The organism is Streptomyces sp. NPDC001100 (assembly GCF_053598575.1).
The window spans coordinates 140,519-162,786 of sequence record NZ_JBSFKO010000022.1; the positions used below are offsets into that span (position 1 = coordinate 140,519).

General features: G+C 70.0%; 17 protein-coding genes and 1 tRNA gene. 9 read left to right on the forward strand and 9 right to left on the reverse strand.

Translation table 11 applies throughout. From position 1 onward, the window contains the following. Positions 1-63 precede the first annotated feature (63 nt). A complete protein-coding gene (locus ACWDEW_RS29330; protein WP_450516457.1) occupies positions 64-1,323 on the reverse strand; it encodes an MFS transporter in 1,260 nt (419 codons plus the stop codon). 322 nt (positions 1,324-1,645) lie between these two features. Here ACWDEW_RS29330 and ACWDEW_RS29335 point away from each other — a divergent pair. Next, positions 1,646-1,721, forward strand: a tRNA-Arg gene (locus ACWDEW_RS29335). After that, positions 1,721-2,668: a response regulator gene (locus tag ACWDEW_RS29340; RefSeq protein ID WP_450516459.1), complete on the forward strand. Its 948-nt coding sequence runs from the start codon at positions 1,721-1,723 to the stop codon at positions 2,666-2,668. Before ACWDEW_RS29335 ends, ACWDEW_RS29340 begins: the two co-directional genes overlap by 1 nt. Positions 2,669-2,686: 18 nt before the next feature. On the opposite strand, the gene ACWDEW_RS29345 is transcribed toward ACWDEW_RS29340, so the two are convergent. The 3 genes from ACWDEW_RS29345 to ACWDEW_RS29355 all read right to left on the reverse strand — a co-directional run bounded on the left by ACWDEW_RS29345 (position 2,687) and on the right by ACWDEW_RS29355 (position 6,496). Beyond that, complete coding sequence (locus ACWDEW_RS29345; protein ID WP_450516461.1) at positions 2,687-3,796, reverse strand: DUF475 domain-containing protein; 1,110 nt, start codon at positions 3,794-3,796, stop codon at positions 2,687-2,689. A gap of 205 nt (positions 3,797-4,001) precedes the next feature. Beyond that, complete coding sequence (locus tag ACWDEW_RS29350; RefSeq protein ID WP_450516463.1) at positions 4,002-5,132, reverse strand: GNAT family N-acetyltransferase; 1,131 nt, start codon at positions 5,130-5,132, stop codon at positions 4,002-4,004. Positions 5,133-5,308: 176 nt separating this feature from the next. Further along, positions 5,309-6,496: an MFS transporter gene (locus ACWDEW_RS29355; protein WP_450516465.1), complete on the reverse strand. Its 1,188-nt coding sequence runs from the start codon at positions 6,494-6,496 to the stop codon at positions 5,309-5,311. Between the two features lie 72 nt (positions 6,497-6,568). Here ACWDEW_RS29355 and ACWDEW_RS29360 point away from each other — a divergent pair, with 72 nt between their 5' ends. The 3 genes from ACWDEW_RS29360 to ACWDEW_RS29370 all read left to right on the forward strand — a co-directional run bounded on the left by ACWDEW_RS29360 (position 6,569) and on the right by ACWDEW_RS29370 (position 9,066). Continuing rightward, the gene (locus tag ACWDEW_RS29360) at positions 6,569-7,543 is read left to right on the forward strand and encodes an ArsR/SmtB family transcription factor (RefSeq protein ID WP_450516500.1); all 975 of its coding nucleotides are present in this window, start codon (positions 6,569-6,571) and stop codon (positions 7,541-7,543) included. A gap of 69 nt (positions 7,544-7,612) precedes the next feature. Next, complete coding sequence (locus ACWDEW_RS29365; protein ID WP_450516466.1) at positions 7,613-8,116, forward strand: glutathione peroxidase; 504 nt, start codon at positions 7,613-7,615, stop codon at positions 8,114-8,116. Between the two features lie 86 nt (positions 8,117-8,202). Beyond that, on the forward strand, positions 8,203-9,066 hold the full coding sequence (locus tag ACWDEW_RS29370) for a MerR family transcriptional regulator (RefSeq protein WP_450516468.1): 864 nt from the start codon (positions 8,203-8,205) through the stop codon (positions 9,064-9,066). 567 nt (positions 9,067-9,633) lie between these two features. Here ACWDEW_RS29370 and ACWDEW_RS29375 read toward each other — a convergent pair. The 3 genes from ACWDEW_RS29375 to ACWDEW_RS29385 form a co-directional block, all read right to left on the reverse strand. Continuing rightward, positions 9,634-9,843 carry a DUF397 domain-containing protein gene (locus ACWDEW_RS29375; protein WP_450516470.1) on the reverse strand — a complete coding sequence of 70 codons (210 nt, stop codon included), beginning with the start codon at positions 9,841-9,843 and terminating at the stop codon, positions 9,634-9,636. A gap of 241 nt (positions 9,844-10,084) precedes the next feature. Continuing rightward, on the reverse strand, positions 10,085-10,942 hold the full coding sequence (locus tag ACWDEW_RS29380) for a helix-turn-helix domain-containing protein (protein WP_262062656.1): 858 nt from the start codon (positions 10,940-10,942) through the stop codon (positions 10,085-10,087). Between the two features lie 379 nt (positions 10,943-11,321). Further along, a complete protein-coding gene (locus ACWDEW_RS29385) occupies positions 11,322-12,074 on the reverse strand; it encodes a GOLPH3/VPS74 family protein (protein WP_026179532.1) in 753 nt (250 codons plus the stop codon). A 276-nt stretch (positions 12,075-12,350) separates the two neighbouring features. On the opposite strand from ACWDEW_RS29385, the gene ACWDEW_RS29390 reads away from it, so the two are divergent. Further along, positions 12,351-15,410: a D-alanyl-D-alanine carboxypeptidase gene (locus tag ACWDEW_RS29390; protein ID WP_450516473.1), complete on the forward strand. Its 3,060-nt coding sequence runs from the start codon at positions 12,351-12,353 to the stop codon at positions 15,408-15,410. A gap of 187 nt (positions 15,411-15,597) precedes the next feature. Next, positions 15,598-17,445: an MFS transporter gene (locus ACWDEW_RS29395; protein WP_450516475.1), complete on the forward strand. Its 1,848-nt coding sequence runs from the start codon at positions 15,598-15,600 to the stop codon at positions 17,443-17,445. 69 nt (positions 17,446-17,514) lie between these two features. Here ACWDEW_RS29395 and ACWDEW_RS29400 read toward each other — a convergent pair whose 3' ends face one another. Continuing rightward, positions 17,515-18,354, reverse strand: a complete 840-nt coding sequence (locus ACWDEW_RS29400; RefSeq protein WP_450516477.1) for a hypothetical protein — start codon at positions 18,352-18,354, stop codon at positions 17,515-17,517. Between the two features lie 81 nt (positions 18,355-18,435). Between ACWDEW_RS29400 and ACWDEW_RS29405 the strand changes: the two genes are divergently transcribed. Beyond that, a complete protein-coding gene (locus ACWDEW_RS29405) occupies positions 18,436-19,224 on the forward strand; it encodes an SDR family oxidoreductase (RefSeq protein ID WP_450516479.1) in 789 nt (262 codons plus the stop codon). A gap of 135 nt (positions 19,225-19,359) precedes the next feature. Continuing rightward, positions 19,360-20,940, forward strand: coding sequence for a sodium:solute symporter family protein (locus tag ACWDEW_RS29410; protein WP_450516480.1), 1,581 nt, complete (start codon positions 19,360-19,362; stop codon positions 20,938-20,940). Positions 20,941-20,957: 17 nt separating this feature from the next. Here ACWDEW_RS29410 and ACWDEW_RS29415 read toward each other — a convergent pair whose 3' ends face one another. After that, positions 20,958-22,088: an ADP-ribosylglycohydrolase family protein gene (locus ACWDEW_RS29415; RefSeq protein WP_450516482.1), complete on the reverse strand. Its 1,131-nt coding sequence runs from the start codon at positions 22,086-22,088 to the stop codon at positions 20,958-20,960. Positions 22,089-22,268: the final 180 nt, after the last annotated feature.

The following is a 22,268-nucleotide window of genomic DNA, read 5'->3' on the forward strand; positions in this document are numbered from 1 at the left end:
CCTGCAGGCGGCGCATCTGTGCCACTGTCGTCGCCCGGGCCCGGGAGCGAACCCCTGTGGCGCCTACGCCTCGGCGGCCGGTTCCGACAGACCCCGCAGCCGCACCACCCACACCACGATCGCGGCCAGGGTGATCGACGCGACCGCGGTGGCCATGCCGGCCCGGATGCCGGCGGCGACCGTGACGGTGCTCGCGACCAGGGCGCCGAGCGGGACGCCCAGGCCGGAGGAGAGCATGCGGCGGGTGGTGTTGACCCGGCCCTGGAGTTCGGCCGGGGTCACCTCCTGGGAGTAGGTCATCGTGTTCACCAGCACGACCAGATAGGCGGTCCCCCAGGCCGCCAGCGCGACCAGCGCGATCCGCCAGTCGGTGGAGAGCACGACCGCGAGTCCGAGCAGCGCGCCGGCCGGCAGCACCAGGAGCAGCAGCGGAAAGGCGTCGTAGCGGCGCCGCAGCCGGGGCAGCAGCAGGGAGCCGCCGATGCCGCCGGCGCTCCACGCCATGTAGAGCAGGCCGATGCGTCCGTCGGTGCCGTGGACGCCGAGGACGCGGTCGGCGAAGACGACGAGCTGGCCGACGACGGCTCCGCCGGAGAACGACTGGAGGGTGCCGACCACGGTCATGACCCGCAGCGTCGGATGCCCGGCCAGAAAGCGCAGCCCCTCACCGACGGACTCCCGGAAACCGGGTCGCGGACCCGGAGAACTGGCGGCGCGGGCAGGGGAGTTGGCGACGGCCCGGAGGAACAGCGCGGAGCCGGCGAAGCTCAGGGCGTCGAGGGTGAGCGTGCCCGCGGGGTGGACGAGGGCGATGAGGACGCCCGCGACGCCGTTGCCGATGACGCGGACGACGGTCTCGGCGCCGTAGAGCGCGCTGTTGGCGTCGGGGAGCCTGTCCTTGCCGACGAGGGCGGGGACGAAGCCGTAGCCGCCCGCGTCGAAGAAGAGGGAGAGGCTGGAGGAGAGGAACGCGACCACGACGACGTGTCCGACCGTGAGCGCGTGCAGGGCCTGGGCGAGTGGGACGGAGACCAGGCACAGGGCGCTGAGACAGTCGGTCACGATCATCAGGGTCCGCCGGTCCACGCGGTCGGCGACCGCACCCGCGACCAGACCGAACGCGAGGTACGGCAGCGTCCCGGCCGCCGCGACCAGGGACACCAGCAGCGGCGACCGGCTCTGCTGGAACACCAGGACGGGCAGCGCGACGGCGGTGACGGCGGAGCCGAGGCCGGACACGGCACGGGAGAGCCAGAAGTTCCGGAACCCCGAGTTCCGCCGGAGGGGCGGGAGTTGAGGGACGGGCAGGGTGGTGTCTGTCATCTGTCGGACTCCATGACGAAGGACCGGCGGGCGCGGGAGCCCGTCGGTGCGGTGTGCTGCTGGGATGTGCCGCTGGGGTGCCGGAAGCGGAACCGGCTCGGGGCATCAAAAAGGGTCGACACCCGGTCCGGTTGCTGGATGACCGGAGGTGTCGACCCGAAGGAACGAACCGGGGAATTTTAACAAACGTGCTGCGACGGCACGCCCGGAGCTTGCTGCCGGGGCAGCCGGGTCGGCCTCCCACCAACGCGCCGGCCGTCAACGGTCCACGCGCTACACTGACGCCGGTGGCACAGCCGTACGCCGGCTACGCGGCCACCCCGCCTTCGTAGCTCAGGGGATAGAGCACCGCTCTCCTAAAGCGGGTGTCGCAGGTTCGAATCCTGCCGGGGGCACCATGCACCACATCGCCGACCCGGGGTTCCCTCCCCGGGAAGGCGCTCCGTGCGCGCTCGGGCTCCTATGTGGTCAGGCGTGCTGCGGACGAACGGGCTTCACGACCGAGTGCGATCCGCGCGACCTCGGCGAGCTCTCCCGCTGGGTCGGCGAGGCCCGCCTCCACGCGGACCTCGTCGTGGTGAGCGTGCACTCCCACGAGCCCGGCCCGACGCCCGAGACACCGGGCGAGTACCTGCGGGACTTCACCCACCGCATGATCGACGAGGGCGCGGACGTCGTGGTCGGGCACGGCCCGCATTTCCTCCGCGGCATCGAGCTGTACCGGAACAGACCGGGGTCCTCGTCGACTCCACACCCGGCATGGAGGTCGTGGGCGAGGCGGGCGGGCGCCACGGCGGTCCGGCTGGCCCGTGAACTCGTCCCGGACGTCGTCCTGATGGACCTCCGGATGCCGGTGCTCGACGGCATCTCGGCCACCCGGGAGATCTGCTCCGACGAGACGCCGGCCGGCGTCCGGGTGCTGGCCCTGACCATGTTCGACATGGACGAGTACGTCTACCCGGCCCTCCAGGCGGGCGCCAGCGGCTTCATGCCGAAGGACGCGTCACCGTCCGAGCTGGTCGACGGCATCCGGGTCATCGCCACGGGCGAGGGCGTCCTGGCCCCGACGGTCACCCGGCGCCTCATCGCCAACTTCTCCCGGCGCGGCGAGCCGAGCCGCCCCGCTCCACGTCTCGTGGGCCTCACCAGACGCGAACACGAGGTCCTCGTCCTGATCGCCAACGGCCCGTTCAACGCGGAGATGTCCGACCGCCTGGTCATCAGCATGCCGACCGTGAAGACCCACATCGGCAGCCTTCTCGCCGAACTGCACGCCCGGGACCGCGCGCAGCTGGTCATCATCGCGTACGAGAGCGGCCTGGCGGAGCGTGGAATGCCGACGTGACCCGGGGCGCGCCCGCGGTCAGGGAACCCTGGCCGCGTCCACGGGCGTCGCATCCCCCTCCGTCTCCGCGAGCGCCCGGTTCCGCCGCACCGACGACCAGAACGACCAGCCGATCAGCACGACCCCCACAAGCCCGGTGATGACCTCGTTGATCTGGTACTGGATGGTGACCATGAGGATCACGGCGAGGGCGCCGATCGCGTAGTGGGCGCCGTGCTCCAGGTAGACGTAGTCGTCGAGCGTGCCCTGGCGGACCAGGTAGACCGTCAGCGAGCGGACGTACATCGCGCCGATGCCCAGGCCCAGCGCCATCAGGACGATGTCGTTGGTGATGGCGAACGCGCCGATCACGCCGTCGAAGGAGAAGGACGCGTCCAGGACTTCGAGGTACAGGAACATGAAGAACGCGGCCTGGCCGGCCAGGACCACCGCCGGGCGTGCACCCTCGCGTTCCCGTTCCTCCTCCGCCTCCAGGCGGTTCTCGAAGTAGCCGGAGAGGCCGCCGACGATCATGTACGTGATCAGGCCGGCGATGCCGGAGACGAGGACCGTCTGTGCCTTGTCCGCGTGGGCGCCGCCGTGCTGGTGGGCGTGGACGGCGAAGGTGAAGGACGTGATCAGGAGGACGATCAGGGCGATGCAGACCGAGAGCATGTCGACCTTGCCGAGCCGGGCGAGCGGGCGCTCGATCCAGCGCAGCCACTGGATGTCCCGGTCCTCGAAGATGAAGTCGAGGAAGATCATCAGCAGGAACATGCCGCCGAAGGCCGCGATCGCCGGGTGGGCGTCGGTGACCAGCTGTTCGTAGCGGTCCTTGTCGGTCAGGGCCAGGTTGACCGCGTCGATCGGGTTCTTCCTGGCGGTGACGGCGACGATCACGACCGGGAACGCCAGGCGCATGCCGAACACCGCGATCAGGACGCCGACCGTGAGGAAGATCTTCTGCCAGAAGGCGGACATCTTCTTCAGGATCCCGGCGTTGACCACCGCGTTGTCGAAGGACAGCGAGATCTCCAGGACGGCCAGGATCGCGATGACGCCGAACGCCGTCCAGCCGCCGTACCAGACTCCCAGGGCCAGGCCGAGCGCGGTGACCGCGAACGACCAGCGGAAGGTCTTCAGAAGCACGGGTTGCCCCTTCCTGTTGTCGCGCGGTCTCCCGCGGGCCGGGTATCCGTCAACAGCCCGACCAATCATCGGCGTTGTCTACCACGGCCGCCTGTCGTGCGGGTGACGGGGCCGGTCAGGAGCACGGAAAAGGACCCTCGGCCTTCCCGCCGAGGGCCCCTTCCGGAGTCGGTGTCGCCGCAGCGTCACTTCTGTCGCCGCATCGTCACTTCTTGAGCGCCGCCGTGCCCGACGTGCGCAGCGCGCCCACCGTCTTCAGGAGGCGGTCGGCAGGGTCGCGCAGGGACTGGTGGGCCAGGACCGTGTTGCGCAGGCCGCGGACCGGGCGGCGCCACAGTCGGTGGGCCGTGGCCACCGGGTGGGGGCGGGTGGCGAAACCTTCACCCACGCGCAGCTCGCGGGTCTTGAGCCAGTCCTTCCACTCCTTGTCGCCGCGCCCCAGGTCCATGAGGCGGACGCCGTGCCGGCCGGCCTCCTCGGCCATCCTGAGGTGCATGATCAACCCTGGGGAGTAGTAACGGAGTTCGGGGTCGTACGCCGTGAACCAGGCCGCGAACAGCGTGCGGGACGTCGGTCCGAAGTGGGCCGCGACCGGGCGGTCCCCCGCGTAGAGGACCGACAGGACGCCGGTGAAGTGTTCCTCGCGGACCCGGAAGAAATGGTCCACCAGGTCGACGATCCAGGGGCGGGCGAAGCGGTCCATGCGGCCGGTCCTGCGGTACTGGGCGGACTTCCAGCGCATCAGCGTGTGCAGCACCTCGGGGTTGCGGTCGTCGTAGACGAAGCGCATCTCGCCGAGGTCGCGGCCGAGCCGGCGTTCCTTCTTCAGCGTCGTCTTGGCGATGCCCGGATACGCGCCGCGCAACCACTCGGCGTAGGAGACCTCGCCGTCACCGTCCTTGAGGTCGATCACCGGGGAGGCGAAGGTACCGGTGACATGGCGGCCGAACGGCTGCTGTTCCTCGACCAGATGGTCGAACTCGAAGACCGACAGGCCGCAGGCGCGCAGGAGTTGCTGGACGTCCCAGGTGACACCGGGCCGGTGCACCAGAGCCTGGCAGTCGGAGAGCCCGAGGCCGATGGCCCGGCCGACGCCGAAGGGGTTGCGCTCGTACGGGAAGAAGCCGACCGGCTCCCCGCCCTCGTGCAGCACCGCCACCTGCGCACCACCGCGGTGGCGGCCCACGCCGTCCGCGAACTCCGGTGCGAGGAAAGGGTTCGCGTAGTCCGGCGACTCGTCCATCGCCTTGTGCCAGGCCTGGCGGAGCGAGGTGTTCAACTCCTCCGGTCTGTGGATCGTGATGTCCGCCTTGCCATTGGATCGCATGGATCGCATGGGCGACCGTCCCCCCACATTTCCCCCACGACGCGTCGTCCGCGCCCTTGCCTACTCGTTCCACGGTACGACGAGACACGAACAGTTCGGCAGGTCTCAAACGTCGCGAAACAGTACGGACGCTGTCAAGGATGCCTGTGGACACGGAAAAGTGCGGATCGCCCGCCCGGGAACGATCAGGACACGCCGGCGGGGACGGTCACCGGCCGGTCCTGCCGGGCGCAGGCCGCCAACACTCCTGTCACGGCTGCCGATCCGGTCGCCATGATGGTCATCGCCGTTCCGGGGGAGGTCAGTTGGGCCACCGTGCCGGCGAGGGCCGCGCCGACGCCCTGCATGGCGAGCAGTCCCGCGGAACGCAACCCGAGGGCGTGGCCCGCGAGTTCGCCGGGGGTGAGTTCCATCAGGCGTTCCTGGAGGACGAGGCTCGCGCCGTAGCCGACGGAGGCGACGCACACGGCGACCGCCGCCCACGGCATGCCCGGCCGCAGCGCGAAGAACAGGTACGGCGCGGCCAGCAGCAGGCGCAGCGGGATGTCGAGGCGGCTGCGCAGGGCGGCCGGTACGAAGCGGCCGAGGGTCAGGTCGCCGGCGAACATGCCCAGCGCCGCGCTCGCGAACAGCGTGCCCGCGGAGCCGGAGTCGTAGGGGACGTAGAGGGATTCGCAGCCGACCACCAGGCCGTTGGGGACCCACAGGGCCAGGAAGGTGAGGCGGCGGGGGCGGGAGGACCACAGGAGGGCGTTGGTGCGCCAGGTCGCCGAGACCGAGGGGCGGCCGGTGGAGCGGGGCGGGCGGGCGGTCAGGCCGAGGCGGACGACGAGGGCCGTGGTGGCGTAGAGGGCCGCGGCGAGGAGCAGACACAGGCGCGGGGAGAGGAGGGCCAGCAGGGCGCCGCCCGTCGCGAAGCCGGTGACCTGCATCAGGCCGATGGCCATGTTGAAGACCGAACGCCCCAGCAGGAAGCCGTTCTTGGGCAGGATCTCGTTCAGCAGACCCCCGCTCACTCCACCGCCCAGCGAGGCGATCAGGCCCTCCGCGAACACGATGCCGAAGGCCGCCCCGATCGGCAGGCCGGGCAGTGCCAGCAGGGCCGTACAGACGGCGAAGGCGGCGTTGATGCCGGCCAGGGTGGCGCGCGGGGGCAGCCGGTCGGAGCCGGAGAGGAAGAGGGTCGCGCCGAGCAGCTGGGCGAGTTGTGGCCCGAACATGCTCACCGCCGAGAGCAGCGGCGAGTTCGTCGCCCGGTAGACCAGCGTGGCGAGCGCCAGTCCGCCGATCGTCTGGGCCGCGTTCTGGACGGCGTAGGAGAGGAAGAACGGCGTGTACTCGGGCGTGCGGAAGAGCTCGCGGTAGCTGCGCATGCGGGGAGTCTGCGGGGGTGCGCGCGAGAGTCGTATTCTTTCGCGCGGGTGCGAAACAACCGGGGGGTGCGGATGGGTTGGTGGCAGATCAACGCCGACACCCTCGCGCGGAGCCGGTTCGTGCTGTCGCCGTTCGCCGAGACCTTCGCCGCGCTGAAACTGCTGCACATCGGCGTGGCCGCGCACCCCGGCGAGCAGGCGTGGCTGCGGGACCAACTGCCGGGATACCGGCGACTGTTGGCGGGTGATCCGGTCACCGGGCTGCTGATGCGGGCAGGCATCGGACGGTCCTGGATCGCCGACTTCCTCGTACCCGCGCCGAGGAACCAGGAGCCCTTCGATGCGGCCGTCGCACGCGTGCGTACGACACCCCCCGCTACGGCACGGGCCGATCTCACGGTCTCCCTCCGCGGCCCGCTCCCCGCCGCCCTGGAGCGCGACGACCTGCCCGAGCGGGCGGCCCGGCTCCTGGAGTACGTGTGGGAGGAGACCGTACGGCCGTCCTGGGAGCGGCGTCGGCGCGTCCTGGAGGCCGATGTGGTCGCGCGCACCGCGCAGGTGAGCCAGGGCGGCTGGGCGGCCGTGCTGGACGCGCTGCGGCCCGGGCGGACGCGGTGGCTGGGGGAGAACCGGCTCCAGGTCAATCTGCACGAGTATCCGCCGCGGGAGATCTCCGGCGCGGAGCTGGTCTTCGTACCGGTGACGGCGAACGGGGCGAGCGGCGGGTGGGTGTCCTGGGAGGAGCCCGACCGGTACGCCATCGTCTACCCGTGTGCGGGGGCGCTCGCCGACCATCGCGGGCGGCCGGTGCCGGTGGCCCTCGGCGCGCTGCTGGGGACCGCCAGGGCCGGGGTGCTGGTGCTGCTCTCCTCGCCGATGAGCACCAGCCAGCTGACCGCCGTGACCGGCCAGGGGCTCGGTTCGGTGGGCCGGCATCTGAGGGTGCTGCTGGACGCGGGGCTCGTGGAGCGGCGGCGGGCGGGGCGTTCGGTGCTGTATTCGCGGACGGCGGCGGGGGAGGTCGTGGTGGAGGCCGCGGGGCTGTAGACCACCTGTGGACGCGAAGGGGGACGGGCCGCTCGCGAGAACGACATTTACCGGAGTTAGCATCCGGTTATGACGACTACAGAGAACACGGGTCCCCTCGCCGTCGAGATCGGGTCGCTCAAGGGCGGCTCGGCGGACCTCTCGCAGTACGCCGGCCAGGCCGTCCTCGTGGTGAACGTGGCCTCCAAGTGCGGGCTGACCCCCCAGTACACCGGCCTTGAGCGGCTCCAGGAGCGGTACGCGGCACAGGGCTTCACCGTGCTGGGCGTGCCCTGCAACCAGTTCCTCGGGCAGGAGCCCGGCAGCGCCGAGGAGATCGCCGAGTTCTGCTCGGCGACCTACGGCGTGACCTTCCCGCTGACCGAGAAGGTCGAGGTCAACGGGGAGGGCCGGCACGAGCTGTACGAGCGCCTCGTCGGTTTCGCGGACGCGGAGGGCCACACCGGCGACATCCGCTGGAACTTCGAGAAGTTCCTCATCGGCCGCGACGGCACGGTCGTGGCCCGCTTCTCCCCGCAGACCGAGCCGGAGTCGGCGGAGGTCGTGGCGGCGGTGGAGGGTTCCCTCGCCTGAGAAGGTGTTGACCTTGCCCCTGGGGCAGGGCCGAGCGTCCTGGTCACCGGGCGGAAAGGAACCGCCCGGTGACGGAGGATGCGAGGATGGACGACGACCTGCTGACCATCGGCGCGTTCGCGGCCCGGGCACGGCTTTCGGCCAAGGCACTGCGGCTGTACGACCGCCTCGGGCTGCTGACCCCGGACCGGGTCGACGCGGCCAGCGGCTATCGCTACTACCGCGCCGACCAGGTCGAGCGGGCCCGACTCGTGGCGCTGCTACGGCAGTTGGACATGCCGCTGGCCCGGATCGCCGAGCTGGTGGAGGCGGACGGGGCGGACGCGGCCGCACTCCTCGCCGCGTACTGGACGGACGTCGAGGCCCGGATCGCCGGGCAGCGCACGCTCGCCGAGTACCTCCGTGCACGCCTTTCGGGGAGGAGCTCCGAGATGTACGGAAATTTCGAGGTCGAGACGGTAGAGGTGCCGCAGCAGGTGCTGATCACCGAGACCCGGCACACCCTCGCGGACGAGTTGCCGGCCTGGATCGGGGCCTCGCTGGGACGTCTGGAGGCGGCGGCCGAGGAGTGCGGGGGCGTGAGTGGTGCGCCGTTCGTCGTCTACCACTCCGAGGTGTCGATGGAGAGCGACGGCCCGGCCGAGTCCTGCGTACCGGTCGCGGACGAGGCGGCGGCCCGGGCGTGGGTGGCACGGCAGGGCCGGACCCGGCAGACGGCGGTCCGGGTGGAACCGGCCCGGCGGCTGGCGTACACCCGCATCACCAAGGCGCAGGTGGCGCATCCCCAGATCATGGCCGCGTTCGAGGCGGTGGAGCAGTGGGTCGCCGGGGAGGGGCTGCGGTACGCCGGTCCGTGCCGCGAGGTGTACTTCGCGGACTGGGACGCTGCGGGTCCCGAGGACGCGGTGTGCGACGTGGCGTTCCCGGTGGAACCAGATCTGTCCGAGTAGGCGTGTCCGGTGGAAGCCGATCTGTCCCAGTAGGCGTGCCCGGTGGAACCCGATCTGTCCCAGTAGGTGCGGCGGGGGCTCAACAGCCTTAGGACCGGGGCCCGTTGGCCGTTGGCCGCAGCACGGCTCGGCATCGGTAGACGGCTCGGTTGGCCGCTGCACGGTCGGCGGCCGTAGAACCAGCGGCCGTTGGCCGTGACAGGGGCCAACAGCCTCAAGACTGGCGCCCGTTGGATGTGGCACGGTCTCGGCTGCCTTATGACTACCGCCCGTTGGACGCGGCGCGGGCTCGGCGGCCGGAGACCCAGCGTCCGTTGACCGTGGCAGTGTCAATAGCCGTAGATCGGCCCCCGTGCCAGTAGCCACGGCGATCGGGCCCGATCGCCGCGGAAAGGGCCCGGTCCCGGTATCTGCGGGACCGGTCCGACAGCCGGGGAACGGGCCCGGCGCGTGCGGCACGGACGCGGTGGTCGGCTGCGGCGGGCATGGCCGAGCCCCCTCGGCCGGGACGGCGGGCCAGTCGAGAGGGCTCTTTCGGTGTATCTATGAAATTGGAGTGGTCATCCGTCACGTGAGGCCGACAGCCCCCCTGCCGACCTCGGCCACGAAGGCGTTCCACGCGTCGACGGGAAACGCCAGCGTGGGGCCGTCGAGGGTCTTGGAGTCCCGTACGGCCAACGCCGCGAGAGCTGGGGACTTGACCTCGACACACGCACCGTTTCCGGCCGAGTACGAGGACTTGATCCAGTTGTCGTTGGCGCCTTGCTGAATTGCCATTTTTGCTCCGGTTACGCCAGTTGATGAGTCGCTGTCACCGCGCGTCACCTCCGGCCACGAACACTCCGGACGGACAACACGGTTTGCGCCAAAGCCTGTTGCTCGATGGCGTGATCGACGCTACTCGCCAACATCGGTAGGCGAAGCGGCCATTCACTCGACCGGGTGGCATATTCCCCTGGTGCTTCCATCCTGGCTGGCGGAAGGTGTACAGTGCGGCCCCTTCCGCCGGGCAGGCCACTCAGCGGGCGTACTCCTTCGCGATGTCCGCGATGAACTGATGCGACTGGTCCACGTTCAGGGCCTGGGCGCGCAGATGCTCGTACATGACGCTGTACTTCTGCACGTCGGCCGCCTTCTCCAGGTACAGGTCGCTGGTGACACCCTCGATGTACACGACGCTGGAGTCCGCCGCGTCGGGGAACTCCAGGATGGCGTACTGGCCGTTGAGACCGGGGTGCGCGCCCACCTCGTACGGCAGCACCTGCACGGTGACGTGCGGGAGCTGGGACATCTCGGCGAGGTTCTCCAGCTGCTCGCGCATCACCTGGCGGCCCCCGACGACCCGGCGCAGGGCCGCCTCGTCCAGCACCGTCCACAGGCGCAGCGGGGATTCCGCGGCGGAGACACGTTCCTGCCGCCGCAGCCGCACCTCGACGCGCTTCTGGATGTCGCTCGGCGAGGTCTCGGGCAGCGCTCCCCGGATGAGCGCCTCGGCGTAGGGCCGGGTCTGCAACAGGCCCGGGATGATCTGCGGTTCGTAGGCCCGCAGGGACGCCGCGTCCGTCTCCAGGCCGATGTAGACGCTGTACGGGATGTCGCCGAAGGAGTGCCACCAGCCCTGCTGGCGCGAGTCCTTGGCCATCTGCATCAGCGAGTCGACGATCCGGACGTCCTCGACCTCGTAGACCCCGCACAGATCGCGGACGTCACGCTGGCTGATGCTGCGCCGGCCGTTCTCCAGCCGGCTGATCTTCGACTGCGACACCAGCAGCCGCTCGGCGACCTCTTCGGCCGTCATGCCCTTGAGCTCTCGGAGCCGACGCAACTCCTGGCCCAACCGGCGTCGCCTGACGGTGGGATTGACACTTGACGCCACGGGAACGTGCACCTCCGGCTGCATGCCTCTGCTTGCCACTGCTTGCTCTACTTGCCGCTACTTGCTGCCCACTGCTTGCGACTTTGCGTATCTGCTGTTGAGCAGACTGCCACCAAGGTGGTTTCTACCGCTGGGAAACGGTGGATATGCGGCAGGTACGAGCCAGGTTCCGGTTTCCCGCGGTGTCCGTAGATGCGGCCGAGCGGGGTGGAGTGACGTTACGTCAACTCCACCCCGCTCGGACCAGCGGCTCCCGAACCGGGTCTTGGGGACTGGCGGTGCGGCGGTACTACGTGTGGTGCGTGTGGTGCGCGTACTGCGGTGGTACCGGTCGTGCGGTGCTGCGCCGCGGTGCCGGCGTGTGCCGTGGAACTGCGGCTCAGTGAGCCACGGCGCGCGCCATGGTGCCGCGGTGCGGCTGCATCGGAACACCACGAGCCGGTTCCGGTGGCCTTGATCCGGGAGCGGCCTGACGGCCGGCCGGGGCCGGGCTGCGGCGTGGCTGTGCGGCCACACCGTTCTGGACGTCCATCACGGCGTGCGCCACGAGTCCGCCCATGGGGTCGTGCCTGATCAGGTCCCGCAGCCGGGAGCGGGACGAACGTCCCTCGTTACCCGGATACAGGTGCTTGCCCAGACCCACCGCGTGCGCCAGTGCGGCGAGCGCGGCCGTCCGCGGGTCCGGCGGAACGCCGGTGCGGATCGCGGAATCGAGTCGCGCCCTGATCTCACGGCTGATCTCGTTGTCCGTCGCCTGATAGCGAGTCGTGGGCAACACCCCGCACATCTGTCCCGCCACGGCATGCACCATGCCGCACCGCTCCAGATGCGAGAGGTAGGTCTGGCGAAGTCCCAGTCGGGGTCCGCCAATCCAGTTCACTGCACGCACGGGAGCGCCACGCCTTCGCAGCAACTCCAACGCGCAGTCCAAAGTTGGATCTCCAGTCGGCCGTGGGACTACCACGGCGATACGATCCCCGTCTGGGGCTATCCGTCCGGCCAGCGCCAGCTCCACTAGCTGTGCTCCGGCCAGACCGAGGTCGAGCGACTGCGGCTGCGCAGTGGTACCCGTGGCCGGGTCCAATGCCAGCAGCAGAAGCTCCTCCGGAAGTGTTCTGCGGCTCCTGCCCATCCATGCCTCCCCGCGTGGATGAATGACAGGGTGACCCCTCTCACATTGGTCTGTCGAGGGTGCGTGACCGGTTCGTAGTGGAACCGGTAGGTATGTCGTTCTCGTCTACCGCAGGGGTTAAGCCCGCACACAGGACACTGGTACATCGTTCGGACAACGGTGTTTGATGCGTTGTCCGGACTGCGGGTAGGAGATTTACCGGCTGTTTTCAGCTGTTTTTGTAGCTGTCTCGGCTATCTCGGTCGGTTCGGTTGACGCACGGTGGGCGTGCGGCTCATGGAGGAGGCATCGGTGGCGGGCGAGTCCCCCGACAGGTCGAAGCAGCGCGAGTCGTCGGCAGAACCGACGTCGGGGAGCGCGAGTCCGGTTCCCGAGGCGAGGTCCGAACGCGACCCGCGCCTGGCGGTGGCCCGGGAGGCCACGCCGACGTCGTCCCAGCGCGGGGGTGTGGACACGGCGACGAAGATCTTCTCGATCCGGGAACTGCGGGCGGAGGCGGCCGAGGACGACGAGGCCAACGGCTCGGACGATGCCGGTGAGGCCGACGGGTCCCGTGAGGCGGCGGCCGCCGGCGAAGCCGGTGGCTCCGAAGGTCCAGAGTCCGCCGAGGACGGCGAAGTCTCCGGGGACATCGAAGTCTCCGAGGACAGTGAGGGCGCGGAAGCCGCCCGAGCCGACGCTGCGCAGAACCCTTCCGCCAAGGGCGCCCCGGCGGGCGACACCCGGCTGCGGGCGGCGGTGGCGGCGTGGGTGGCGGGGTCGGACGATGAGCCCGAGGGCTCGGAGGGTTCCGACCGCCCGGAAGGTTCGGACGGCTCGGACCGCTCGGACGGCTCGGACGGCTCGGACGGCCGGGAGCCTGCCAGGGCTGAGGCTGCCGACGACCCGGGCGAGGCTTCTACGGCCGAGGACGCGGCGAAGTCCGCCGAGAGCGCGGAGACCTTGGTCGTGGCGACTCGCCCCGCGAAGGGGCGCCTCCAGGACGCGGAGGGCGTTGCGGCGGCCGAGAAGGGCTCCGTGGGTGCCGTGGCGGCCGCCGCGCGGCAGGGAGCCGGGTCCGACGCGGGGCAGGGCGGCGGGTCCGACGCGGGGCAGGGCGGCGGGTCCGACGCGGGGCAGGGCGCCGGGTCCGAGGACGGCCCGCAGGACGCGGTTCCTGGGACCGCCGAGGCCGCCGACGCCGAGACCGAGACCGAGACCGACGACGAGATCGCGGACGCCCGCCCGGAGGCCACCGGCACTCCCGAGGACGCGGCTCCCGCCCCGGACGAGACGCCCGAGACCGACGGGGACGCGGACGCGGACGAGGAACCACAGGACGCCGTCCCCAACGCATCCGCGGACGAGCCGGAGGACACTACGCCGGACACGTCCGAGGACGAACCGGAGGACACGGCACCCAGTGCGTCCGAGGACGAGCCGGAAGACACGGCACTCCGCGCATCCGAAGCCGAGCCGGAAGACGCGACACCCGGCTCCCCCGCGGCCGCCCCGGAAGACGCCGCACCCCGCGCATCCGCAGCCAACCCGGAAGACACCGCACCCGGCACGTCCGAAGCCGACCCGGAGGACGCGGCACCCCGCTCCCCCGCGGCCGCCCCGGAAGACGCGGCACCCCGCACATCCACAGCCGCTCGGGAAGACGCGGCAGACGAGCCGCAGGACGCCCCTCCGGCCCCCGGAAGCCCCACCGCCCCCGAACCGAAAGCCGCCGACGGCGCTCCCGCGCAACAGGCTGCACCCGCACCCGACGACGCACCCCGCACGGGTGGTGCGGGTGGGAAAACGGAACCGGACGACGGCGCAGCCGAGGCCGTCGATCAGCCCACGGCCGTCTTCAAGGCCGTACGGCCGCCCAAGCCCGCCGTGGACCAGCCGACGACCACCCTCAAGGCACCGCCGGCCCCGAAGTCCCCCGAGGCCCCCGCCGAGCGCACCAGCAAGTTCGTCGCGCTCAAGCCCCTCGACGAACCCCGGGCGCCCCGCGCACCCCGCCCGGACGCCACCCGCCCCGTCGCCCAGGTCGGCCCCGAGCGCACCACCCAGCAGCCGCTTCCCCCGAAGCCCCCGCTGGACCTCCTCGCCGAGCTGACCAACACTCCGCCTCCGCCGCAGACCCCGGTCCGTACGGCGATCCGCAGGGTCAAGATCTGGACCCCGCTGGTCATCCTCCTGGCGATCGTGTTTGCAGTTGTGCAGGCCGTACGACCGCTGCCCACGCCCTCCCTCACCCTCACCGCCGACGACTCGTACACCTTCGCCGGCAGCAAGGCGAACCTCCCGTGGCCGAGCGAGGGCCAGGGCTGGATGGACGTCAACGGCATCGGCACGATGGGCAACTTCGGCAAGCAGAAGCCGGTGGCCATCGGCTCGGTCGCCAAGGCGATGACGGCGTACATCGTCCTCAAGGACCACCCGCTGAAGGCGGGCGCGGAGGGCGAGAAGATCACCGTGGACGCGACCGCCGAGAAGGAGGGCGGTTACGACAAGGACGGCGAGTCCACGCTCAACACCGTCAAGGCGGGCGACGTCCTCACCGAGAAGCAGGCACTCTCGGCGATCATGATCCCGTCGGCGAACAACATCGCGCGGCTGCTGGCCCGCTGGGACGCGGGCTCCGAGGCGGCGTTCATCAAGAAGATGAACGACACCGCGAAGTCGCTCGGGATGACGAACACGACGTACACCGACGCGTCCGGGCTGAAGGAGACCACCGTCTCCACCGCCGAGGACCAGGTGAAGCTGGGCAATCAACTGGTCAGGATCCAGGCGCTGATGGACATCACCAAGCTGCCGAGCTGGGTCGACCCGTCCGGCAAGAAGTGGACCAACTACAACCGCCTGGTGCCGTACAACAACTCGCTCGGCATCAAGACCGGCACGACCACCGCGGCCGGCGGCAACCTGCTGTTCGCCGCCACCAAGAAGGTCGGCGGCGAGACGGCCGTCGTCGTCGGCGCGATCCTCGGCCAGCACACCGCGCCGATCATCGACACCGTCAACGCGGTCAGCAAGACGGCGATGCTCGCGGCGCAGGACGCGATGAAGTCGGCGAAGATCCTGAAGAAGGGTGACGTCGTCGGGTACGTCGACGACCAGCTCGGCGGTCACACCCCGGTCGTCGTCACCAAGGACGTCGCCGCGGTCGGCTGGGCCGGTCTCAAGGTGAAGCTGTCCTTCGCCCCCGACGCCGTACCGCACACCGCGAAGGCCGGCACCAAGGTGGGCACGCTCACCGTGGGCGACGGTTCGGGCGGCGCGGTCAAGGTGCCGGTCGCCCTGCAGAAGGATCTCGCGGAACCGGCCCTGACCGCGAAGCTGAAGCGTCTCGGCTGACCCACGAGGCGTTGTACGTCACCGCACCCCGCCGACCGGCCACCCGCACGGGAGCCAGTCGGCGGGGTGCGTGCTAGCGTCGCGAATCGGGGCACGTCGCCGGTCGAGGGGACGCGGCGTCGAACAGGCCGGGAACGGGACGGGACGCGGCCGGGAACAGAAGACGGGACACGGGGAGTGCCTTCAGGTGGCCACAGCGGAGCCGACACGCGCCGACGATGCCGATCCGGGCCCGGTAGCCGGCCCGCGAATACACCTGCCCGCGCACCACACGGACCACGACGCGACACCTAGCGGCAGCACCCGGTGGGCGGGTCTGGTCGACCGCCTCCGCGCACCCTTCCTCCGCCACCCGGTGATCGGCTTCACGCTGCTCTCCGGGGTCCTGCACATCGTCTGGTTCTTCACGTTCGCGAACAGTGGTGGTGATCTAGCGGCGCAGGACGCCTGGGCGGAGTTCGTCGGCCGGCACCCCGACTCGGCGTACAACCTCGCCTGGTACGGCGGCATGCACCCGGTGTCGTACAGCGTGGTCTCGCCGTATCTGATGTCGGTCCTCGGTGTCCGTACGACGATGATGATCGCCGGGACGATCTCGGCGGGCCTGCTCACCCTGATCCTGATCCGCAGCCGCTCCGTCAAGAACCCGCTGTGGGCCTCGCTCGCGGGTGTCTTCGCGCTGCTGTGCAACGCGGCCTCGGGCCGGGTGACGTACGGCCTGGGCATGGTGTTCGGGCTCGGCGCGGTGGCCGTCGTCTTCTGCTGGCCCTACCGCTGGCGCTACAAACGCTGGGCGAAGGCCCTGTGCGCGGCCCCGCTGGCCGCGCTCGCGACGATGTCCTCACCGGTGGCCGGCCTGTTCGTGGGCCTGGTCGCCGTGTCCCTGTTCCTCCAGAAGCGCCGCCCCGGCGCCTGGGCGCTCGGCCTCGCGCCCGCGGCCGTAGTGGCGGTGTCCGCTTGGCTGTTCCCGTTCTCCGGCACGCAGCCGATGACGTTCGGCTCGGTGATACTGCCGCTGTTGTCCGGGGTCCTCGTCTACTTCCTGGTGCCGCGCGAGTGGACGACCGTACGGATCACGGCGGCCGTGTACAGCGTCGGGGTCGTCCTCGTCTGGCTGGTCAGTTCGCAGATCGGCTCGAACATCAGCCGGCTGGCGATGCTGTTCGCCGGTGTGGCCCTGATCTCCGCGCTGCCGTTCGCGGTGCCGCGCTCGCGCAAGTGGTACGCGATCGTGCTGGCCTTCGTCGGCTTCACCGGCTGGATCGGCTTCAAGTCGGTCGACGACGTCATCAACACCGCCCCCGCCGCGTCCTGGTCGCACGAACTCGCCCCGCTCGTCAACGAACTCCAGGAGGTCGGCGCCGAACGCGGCCGGGTCGAGGTCGTCCCGGCCCGCTCCCACATCGAGGCCTCCGCGCTCGCGCCGTACGTCAACCTGGCCCGCGGCTGGAACCGCCAGGCCGACATGGAGCGCAACCCCCTCTTCTACGACGACACCCTCAACTCGGCGAACTACCACGAGTGGCTCCAGCGCTGGGCCGTCCACTACGTCGTCCTGCCGAAGGACAAGCTGGACGGCGACGGCGGCGAGCGCGAACGGGACCTGGTCCAGCGCGGGATGCCGTATCTGAAGCAGGTCTGGGGCGACACGAACTGGCAGCTGTTCCAGGTCACCGACCCGACGCCGCTCGCCGAGCCGAACGCGGTCGTCGACCGGGCCGAGCAGGGCGAGCTGACCATCGAGGTGAAGAAGAAGGGCCGGATCCTGATCCGCATCCCGTACTCGCCGTGGCTGAGCGTCGTCGACGCGAAGGGCAAGAGCCTCAAGCCGCCGCAGGAGACCGATGCGTCCAAGCATCGCGCCGAGGGCACCCCGAAGACGTACGACAACCTCAACGGCTGTCTGACGGAGACCGCGGAGGACTCCAAGGGCGACAAGTGGACGATGCTGCTCGCCCCGAAGGCGGGGACGTACCGGCTGGCGGCGCCGTACCAGTTGCCGCGAGGCACTCCGTGTCCGGACGAGTTGAAGTGAGCGTTCATCGGCCTGAACGGCCTCGTCCTCAAACACCGGACGGGCTGAAAGTGACCGGCGTCGAAGAGATCACCGAAGCCGGTCCACATACCTGTCCGTGCCCGGCACCGTGGGGATGAACGGCGCCACCAACTCCACCGTCCCCAGGCCCGATTCGGCCACGGCCGTGTCCAGTCCCGTGAAGTACTGCTCCCAGCAGTCCCGCGGATCCGCCTCCAGGAACCACAGCAGCGTCAGCCGGGTGTCGACCCCCTCGACCTGCTTGACGTAGGTCATGCGGTCGCCCGGCAGCGGGGTGGGACGGAACACGGTCACCATCGCGGCCGGGGAGCCCGCGAGCCGCTTGGGGAGGTGCCGGGAGCGGAGCCACTCCAGCAACTCGGCGCGCTGCTCGGCCGATTCACTGTCGACGACCTCCAACACCAGCCCGGCGTACGGGTGGTCGAGGGCGTGGAAGTCCCTCGGTCCGGCCGCGCCGTCACGGTAGACGGTCGCCTCGTGGTCCTGGAACGCGGTGAAGACGTGCGTACGGTCCTGGTACACCCGACCGTCCCGATTGAGCCGTTTGTTGATGCCGACGGTCCACTTCATGTGGTCGTCGTAGCGGCCCTCGGTGACCCAGTACGTGGAGAGGTAGCAACCGGCGGTGACGGGCTGGGCGATCGCCGACTTCTCCGGGTAGCGCAGGAGTTGGAGGTCGCGGGTGGCGACCCAGCGGCGGCCGGCGTACATCCAGGGCATGGCCATCGCGCCGGCGTAGTAGTGGTCGTCCTCGTACCAGCGGTTGTACGCGTACTCGTGCCCGGGCTGCGGTTCGACCATGGTGATCAGCGCGTGTCCCGGCCGGACTCCGTACGGTCCTACGGCGGCCAGTTCGGCGTACACGTCGCTCCGGGTGTCCTCGCTCACGTCGCTCCCCTTCCGTCCTCCGCCGGTCGCCCATACTCTGACGCCCCGTCAGATAAACCGCCAGACCCCGGGAGGGATCGGATGTCGCTGCTCGCGGGCAAGACCGTCGTCGTCTCGGGGGTCGGGGCCGGACTCGGCCACCAGGTCGCCGCCGCCGTCGTACGGGACGGAGGAAATGCCGTTCTCGGCGCACGGACGGAAGCGCATCTCGCCAAGTCGGCCGCCGAGATCGATCCGGACGGGTCGCACACGGCGTACCGGTCGACCGACATCACGGACGAGGCGCAGTGCGAGGCACTCGCGGAGGTGGCGCGGGAGCGGTTCGGGCGGATCGACGCGGTGGTCCATGTGGCCGCGTGGGACAGCTACTTCGGCGGGCTTGAGGACGCGGACTTCGCCACCTGGCAGTCGGTGCTCGACGTCAACCTCCTGGGAACCCTGCGGATGACCCGCGCGTGCCTGCCCTCGCTGAAGGAGGCGGGCGGCGGTTCGGTCGTCTTCATCGGAACGCAGTCGGCGGTGGCCGCGCCCTCGCAGGTGCGGCAGGCGGCGTACGCGGCGTCGAAGGGGGCGCTGACGAGTGCGATGTACTCGCTGGCAAGGGAGTTGGGACCGCACCGGATCCGCGTGAACACCGTGCTGCCGGGGTGGATGTGGGGACCGCCGGTGGAGGCGTACGTGCAGTTCACCGCACACACGGAGAAGGTGCCGGAGGCCGAGGTGCTGAAGCGGCTGTCCGACCGGGTGGCACTCCCCGAACTGGCGACGGACGGGGATGTGGCCGACGCGGCGGTGTTCCTGGCGTCGGAACGGGCGCGGGCGATCACGGGTCAGTCCTTGCTGGTCAACGCCGGGGAGCTGATGCGATGAGTTCATGTAGGTGAACTCGGAACATCAATCCGAACGATTTTACTCCCCCTTGACCGTGCGCTTACTTGTCGTGCTCACGCGCGACCGCCCACGATGAGCCCCGGGCTGAACCGGCTCCATCGTGGGAGGGCGCATATGAACGGGCTCGACTGGGCCGTGCTCATCGGCTATTTCGGCGTGATGATCGCGATCGGCGTGTGGTCGCACAAGCGCGTCGACAACGTGAGCGACTTCTTCACCGCCGGCGGCAAGATGCCCTGGTGGCTCTCCGGCATCTCGCACCACATGTCGGGCTACAGCGCGGTCATGTTCACCGGTTACGCGGGCATCGCCTACACCTACGGCGTCACGTCCTTCATCACCTGGTCGTTCCCGATCGCGCTGGGCATCGCCATCGGCTCCAAGCTGTTCGCGCCGCGCATCAACCGGCTGCGCTCCCGCCTCCATGTGGCCTCCCCCCTGGAGTACTTGAAGAACCGCTACAACCTGCGGACCCAGCAGGCGCTCGCCTGGTCCGGGATGCTGCTGAAGATCGTGGACGTGGCGGCCAAGTGGGCGGCGATCGCGACCCTGTTGTCCGTGTTCACAGGTGTGTCCCTCAACCAGGGCATCCTCATCACCGGCGCGATCACGGCGGTCTACTGCACGATCGGCGGCCTGTGGGCCGACGCGCTGACCGAACTCGGCCAGTTCGTCATCCAGTTGCTCGCCGGCGTCTCCATGTTCGTGGCCGTCGTACTGAAGCTGAACGACAAGGGCATCGGATTCCTCGGCGCCTGGGACGAACCGGCGCTCCAGGGCCACGGCAAACCCCTCGTCGGCCCCTACGGCACGGTCTTCCTCCTCGCGTTCCTCTTCATCAAGCTGTTCGAGTACAACGGCGGTATGCTCAACCAGGCCCAGCGCTACATGGCCACCAAGAGCCCCCACGCGGCCGAGCGTTCGGCCCGCCTCTCGGCGGCACTCTGGCTGATCTGGCCGACGGTCCTGTTCTTCCCCATGTGGATGTCACCGCTGCTCGTCCACGCCCAGAAGCCGGACGGCTCCGACTCCTACGGCCTGATGACCGAACAACTCCTCCCCCACGGCCTGTTGGGCCTGGTCGTCGTCGGCTTCTTCTCCCACACGATGGCCATGTGCTCGTCCGACGCGAACGCCATCGCGGCCGTCTTCACCAGGGACGTGGCACCTGTCATATCCGCCAAGGCCCGCACCTGGAACGACCGTTCGGGCCTCATCGCGGCCCGCGTGACCACGGTCGTCTTCCTCGGCCTGTCGATGGCGGTGGCAACGCAGGTCAACTCGCCCACGTTCAAGGACATCATCACCATCGTCATCAAATGGGTCGCGGGCCTGATGGGCCCGATCGCGATCCCGATGATGCTCGGTCTGCTCCGCCCCTTCCGCAAGTCCGGCCCCACGGCGGCCCTGACGAGCTGGGCGGCGGGCCTGTTCGCCTTCTGGCTGGTCAACTACCCCATCAACTGGGAAGTCGACGGCGGCGTCCCGCTCCAGTACCAGGTGTCGATCCCGCTCGCGGTCTCCCTGGTCCTCTACATCTTCATCGGCTACGTGAAGCCCGAGGACACCCCGGAGCGGGACGCGCTGATCGAACGGATCAACGGCGGCGGGGACGACGACGGCGACGCGGTCGCGGTGGCCGTACCGGCACAGGCGGGAGCGGGGGACGACGTGGTGGGCAGCAGCCAGCCGTAACAACTGCCGACTACCGATCACACCCCTCTCGGATACCGGGCGATCCAGCCCGGAGAGGCCCCGGCGGGCCCGTGCAACGCGGGCCCCTGGGTCATCTCCACGGCGAAGTCGTCCGCGAGCACGAGCAGCGTGGGACGGCCCTCCAGCTCGGCCAGCCAGGCCGGCGGGAGGGCCGTCTCGCCGTACAACGCCCCGAGCAGTCCCCCGGTGAGCGCCCCGGCAACTCCGGAGGGCCCACCGTGATTCACGGCAAGACACAACGCGTGCCGAACGTCCTCACCGACGAGCGCGCAGTACACAGCCCCCGAGAGCACCCCCTCCGCGCTCCCCTCCCCCACCAGTTCCTCGACCCGCCCCGAGGTCGGCATCCCCTGCCGCACGGCACCGAGCGCACGCTGCAGCCCATCGGACACGGCCTGATGCCCGGGCCGGGCGGCCAGCAGCGCAAGCGCCCGCTGCACAGCCGCGTCGAGGCTCTCCCCGCGCGCGAGCCCGTGCACGACAACGGCATACGCACCGGACGCCAAATACCCGACCGGATGCCCATGAGTCTGCGCCGCACACTCCACCGCGAGCTGCATCACAAGCTGCGGCTCCCACCCGACGAGCAACCCGAAGGGCGCGGAACGGGCAGCCGCCTCTCCCCCCACCTCACCGGGATTCTTGGGCGCGTCGAGCGTCCCCATCCGCTCGTCCCCAAACCCCATCAAACAAGCCCGAGTTGGGTCCCGTCGCGCATAGAGCCACTCCTCCCGCGCGAGCCACCCGTCGTCCTTACGACGTTCATCGGGCCCCCAGTCGTGCTGGGTGGCGGCCCACCGCAGATACGCCCGGTGCAGATCGGTGGGCGGATGCCAGGCCCCGGTGTCCCGCCTCACCTGCGCCCGGATGAGCCCATCAACGGTGAACAGGCTGAGCTGCGTGAGATGAGTGACGGCCCCACGCCGCCCGTACCCGAACGCGAGATCTACGAGGCCCTCCGCACCGTAGGCCTCCCGAATCTCGTCCATCGCCAACAAGTCGACGGGCGACCCGAGCGCGTCCCCCACGGCGGCCCCCAGCAACGTCCCCCGCACCCGGCTCCGAAAGTCCTGCTGCTCCCCCCGCCCCCAGACGGCCCCGGCTGCGGTTGAGGTTGCGGCACTCACCAAGACCTCCTCAGGTGCCGTCCATACGTACGAGTCAGCTCAGCACTGTAATCGAACGGGGACGGTGAGTTGAGGGGGCTGATCGGTATACGGGGAGTTGAACCGACCTGCGACGACAGAGTCGCCGTTGGGCCACTCGCTTCTTTGTCAGTGTCGGGCTTCCACGGACCGAGTAAAGGG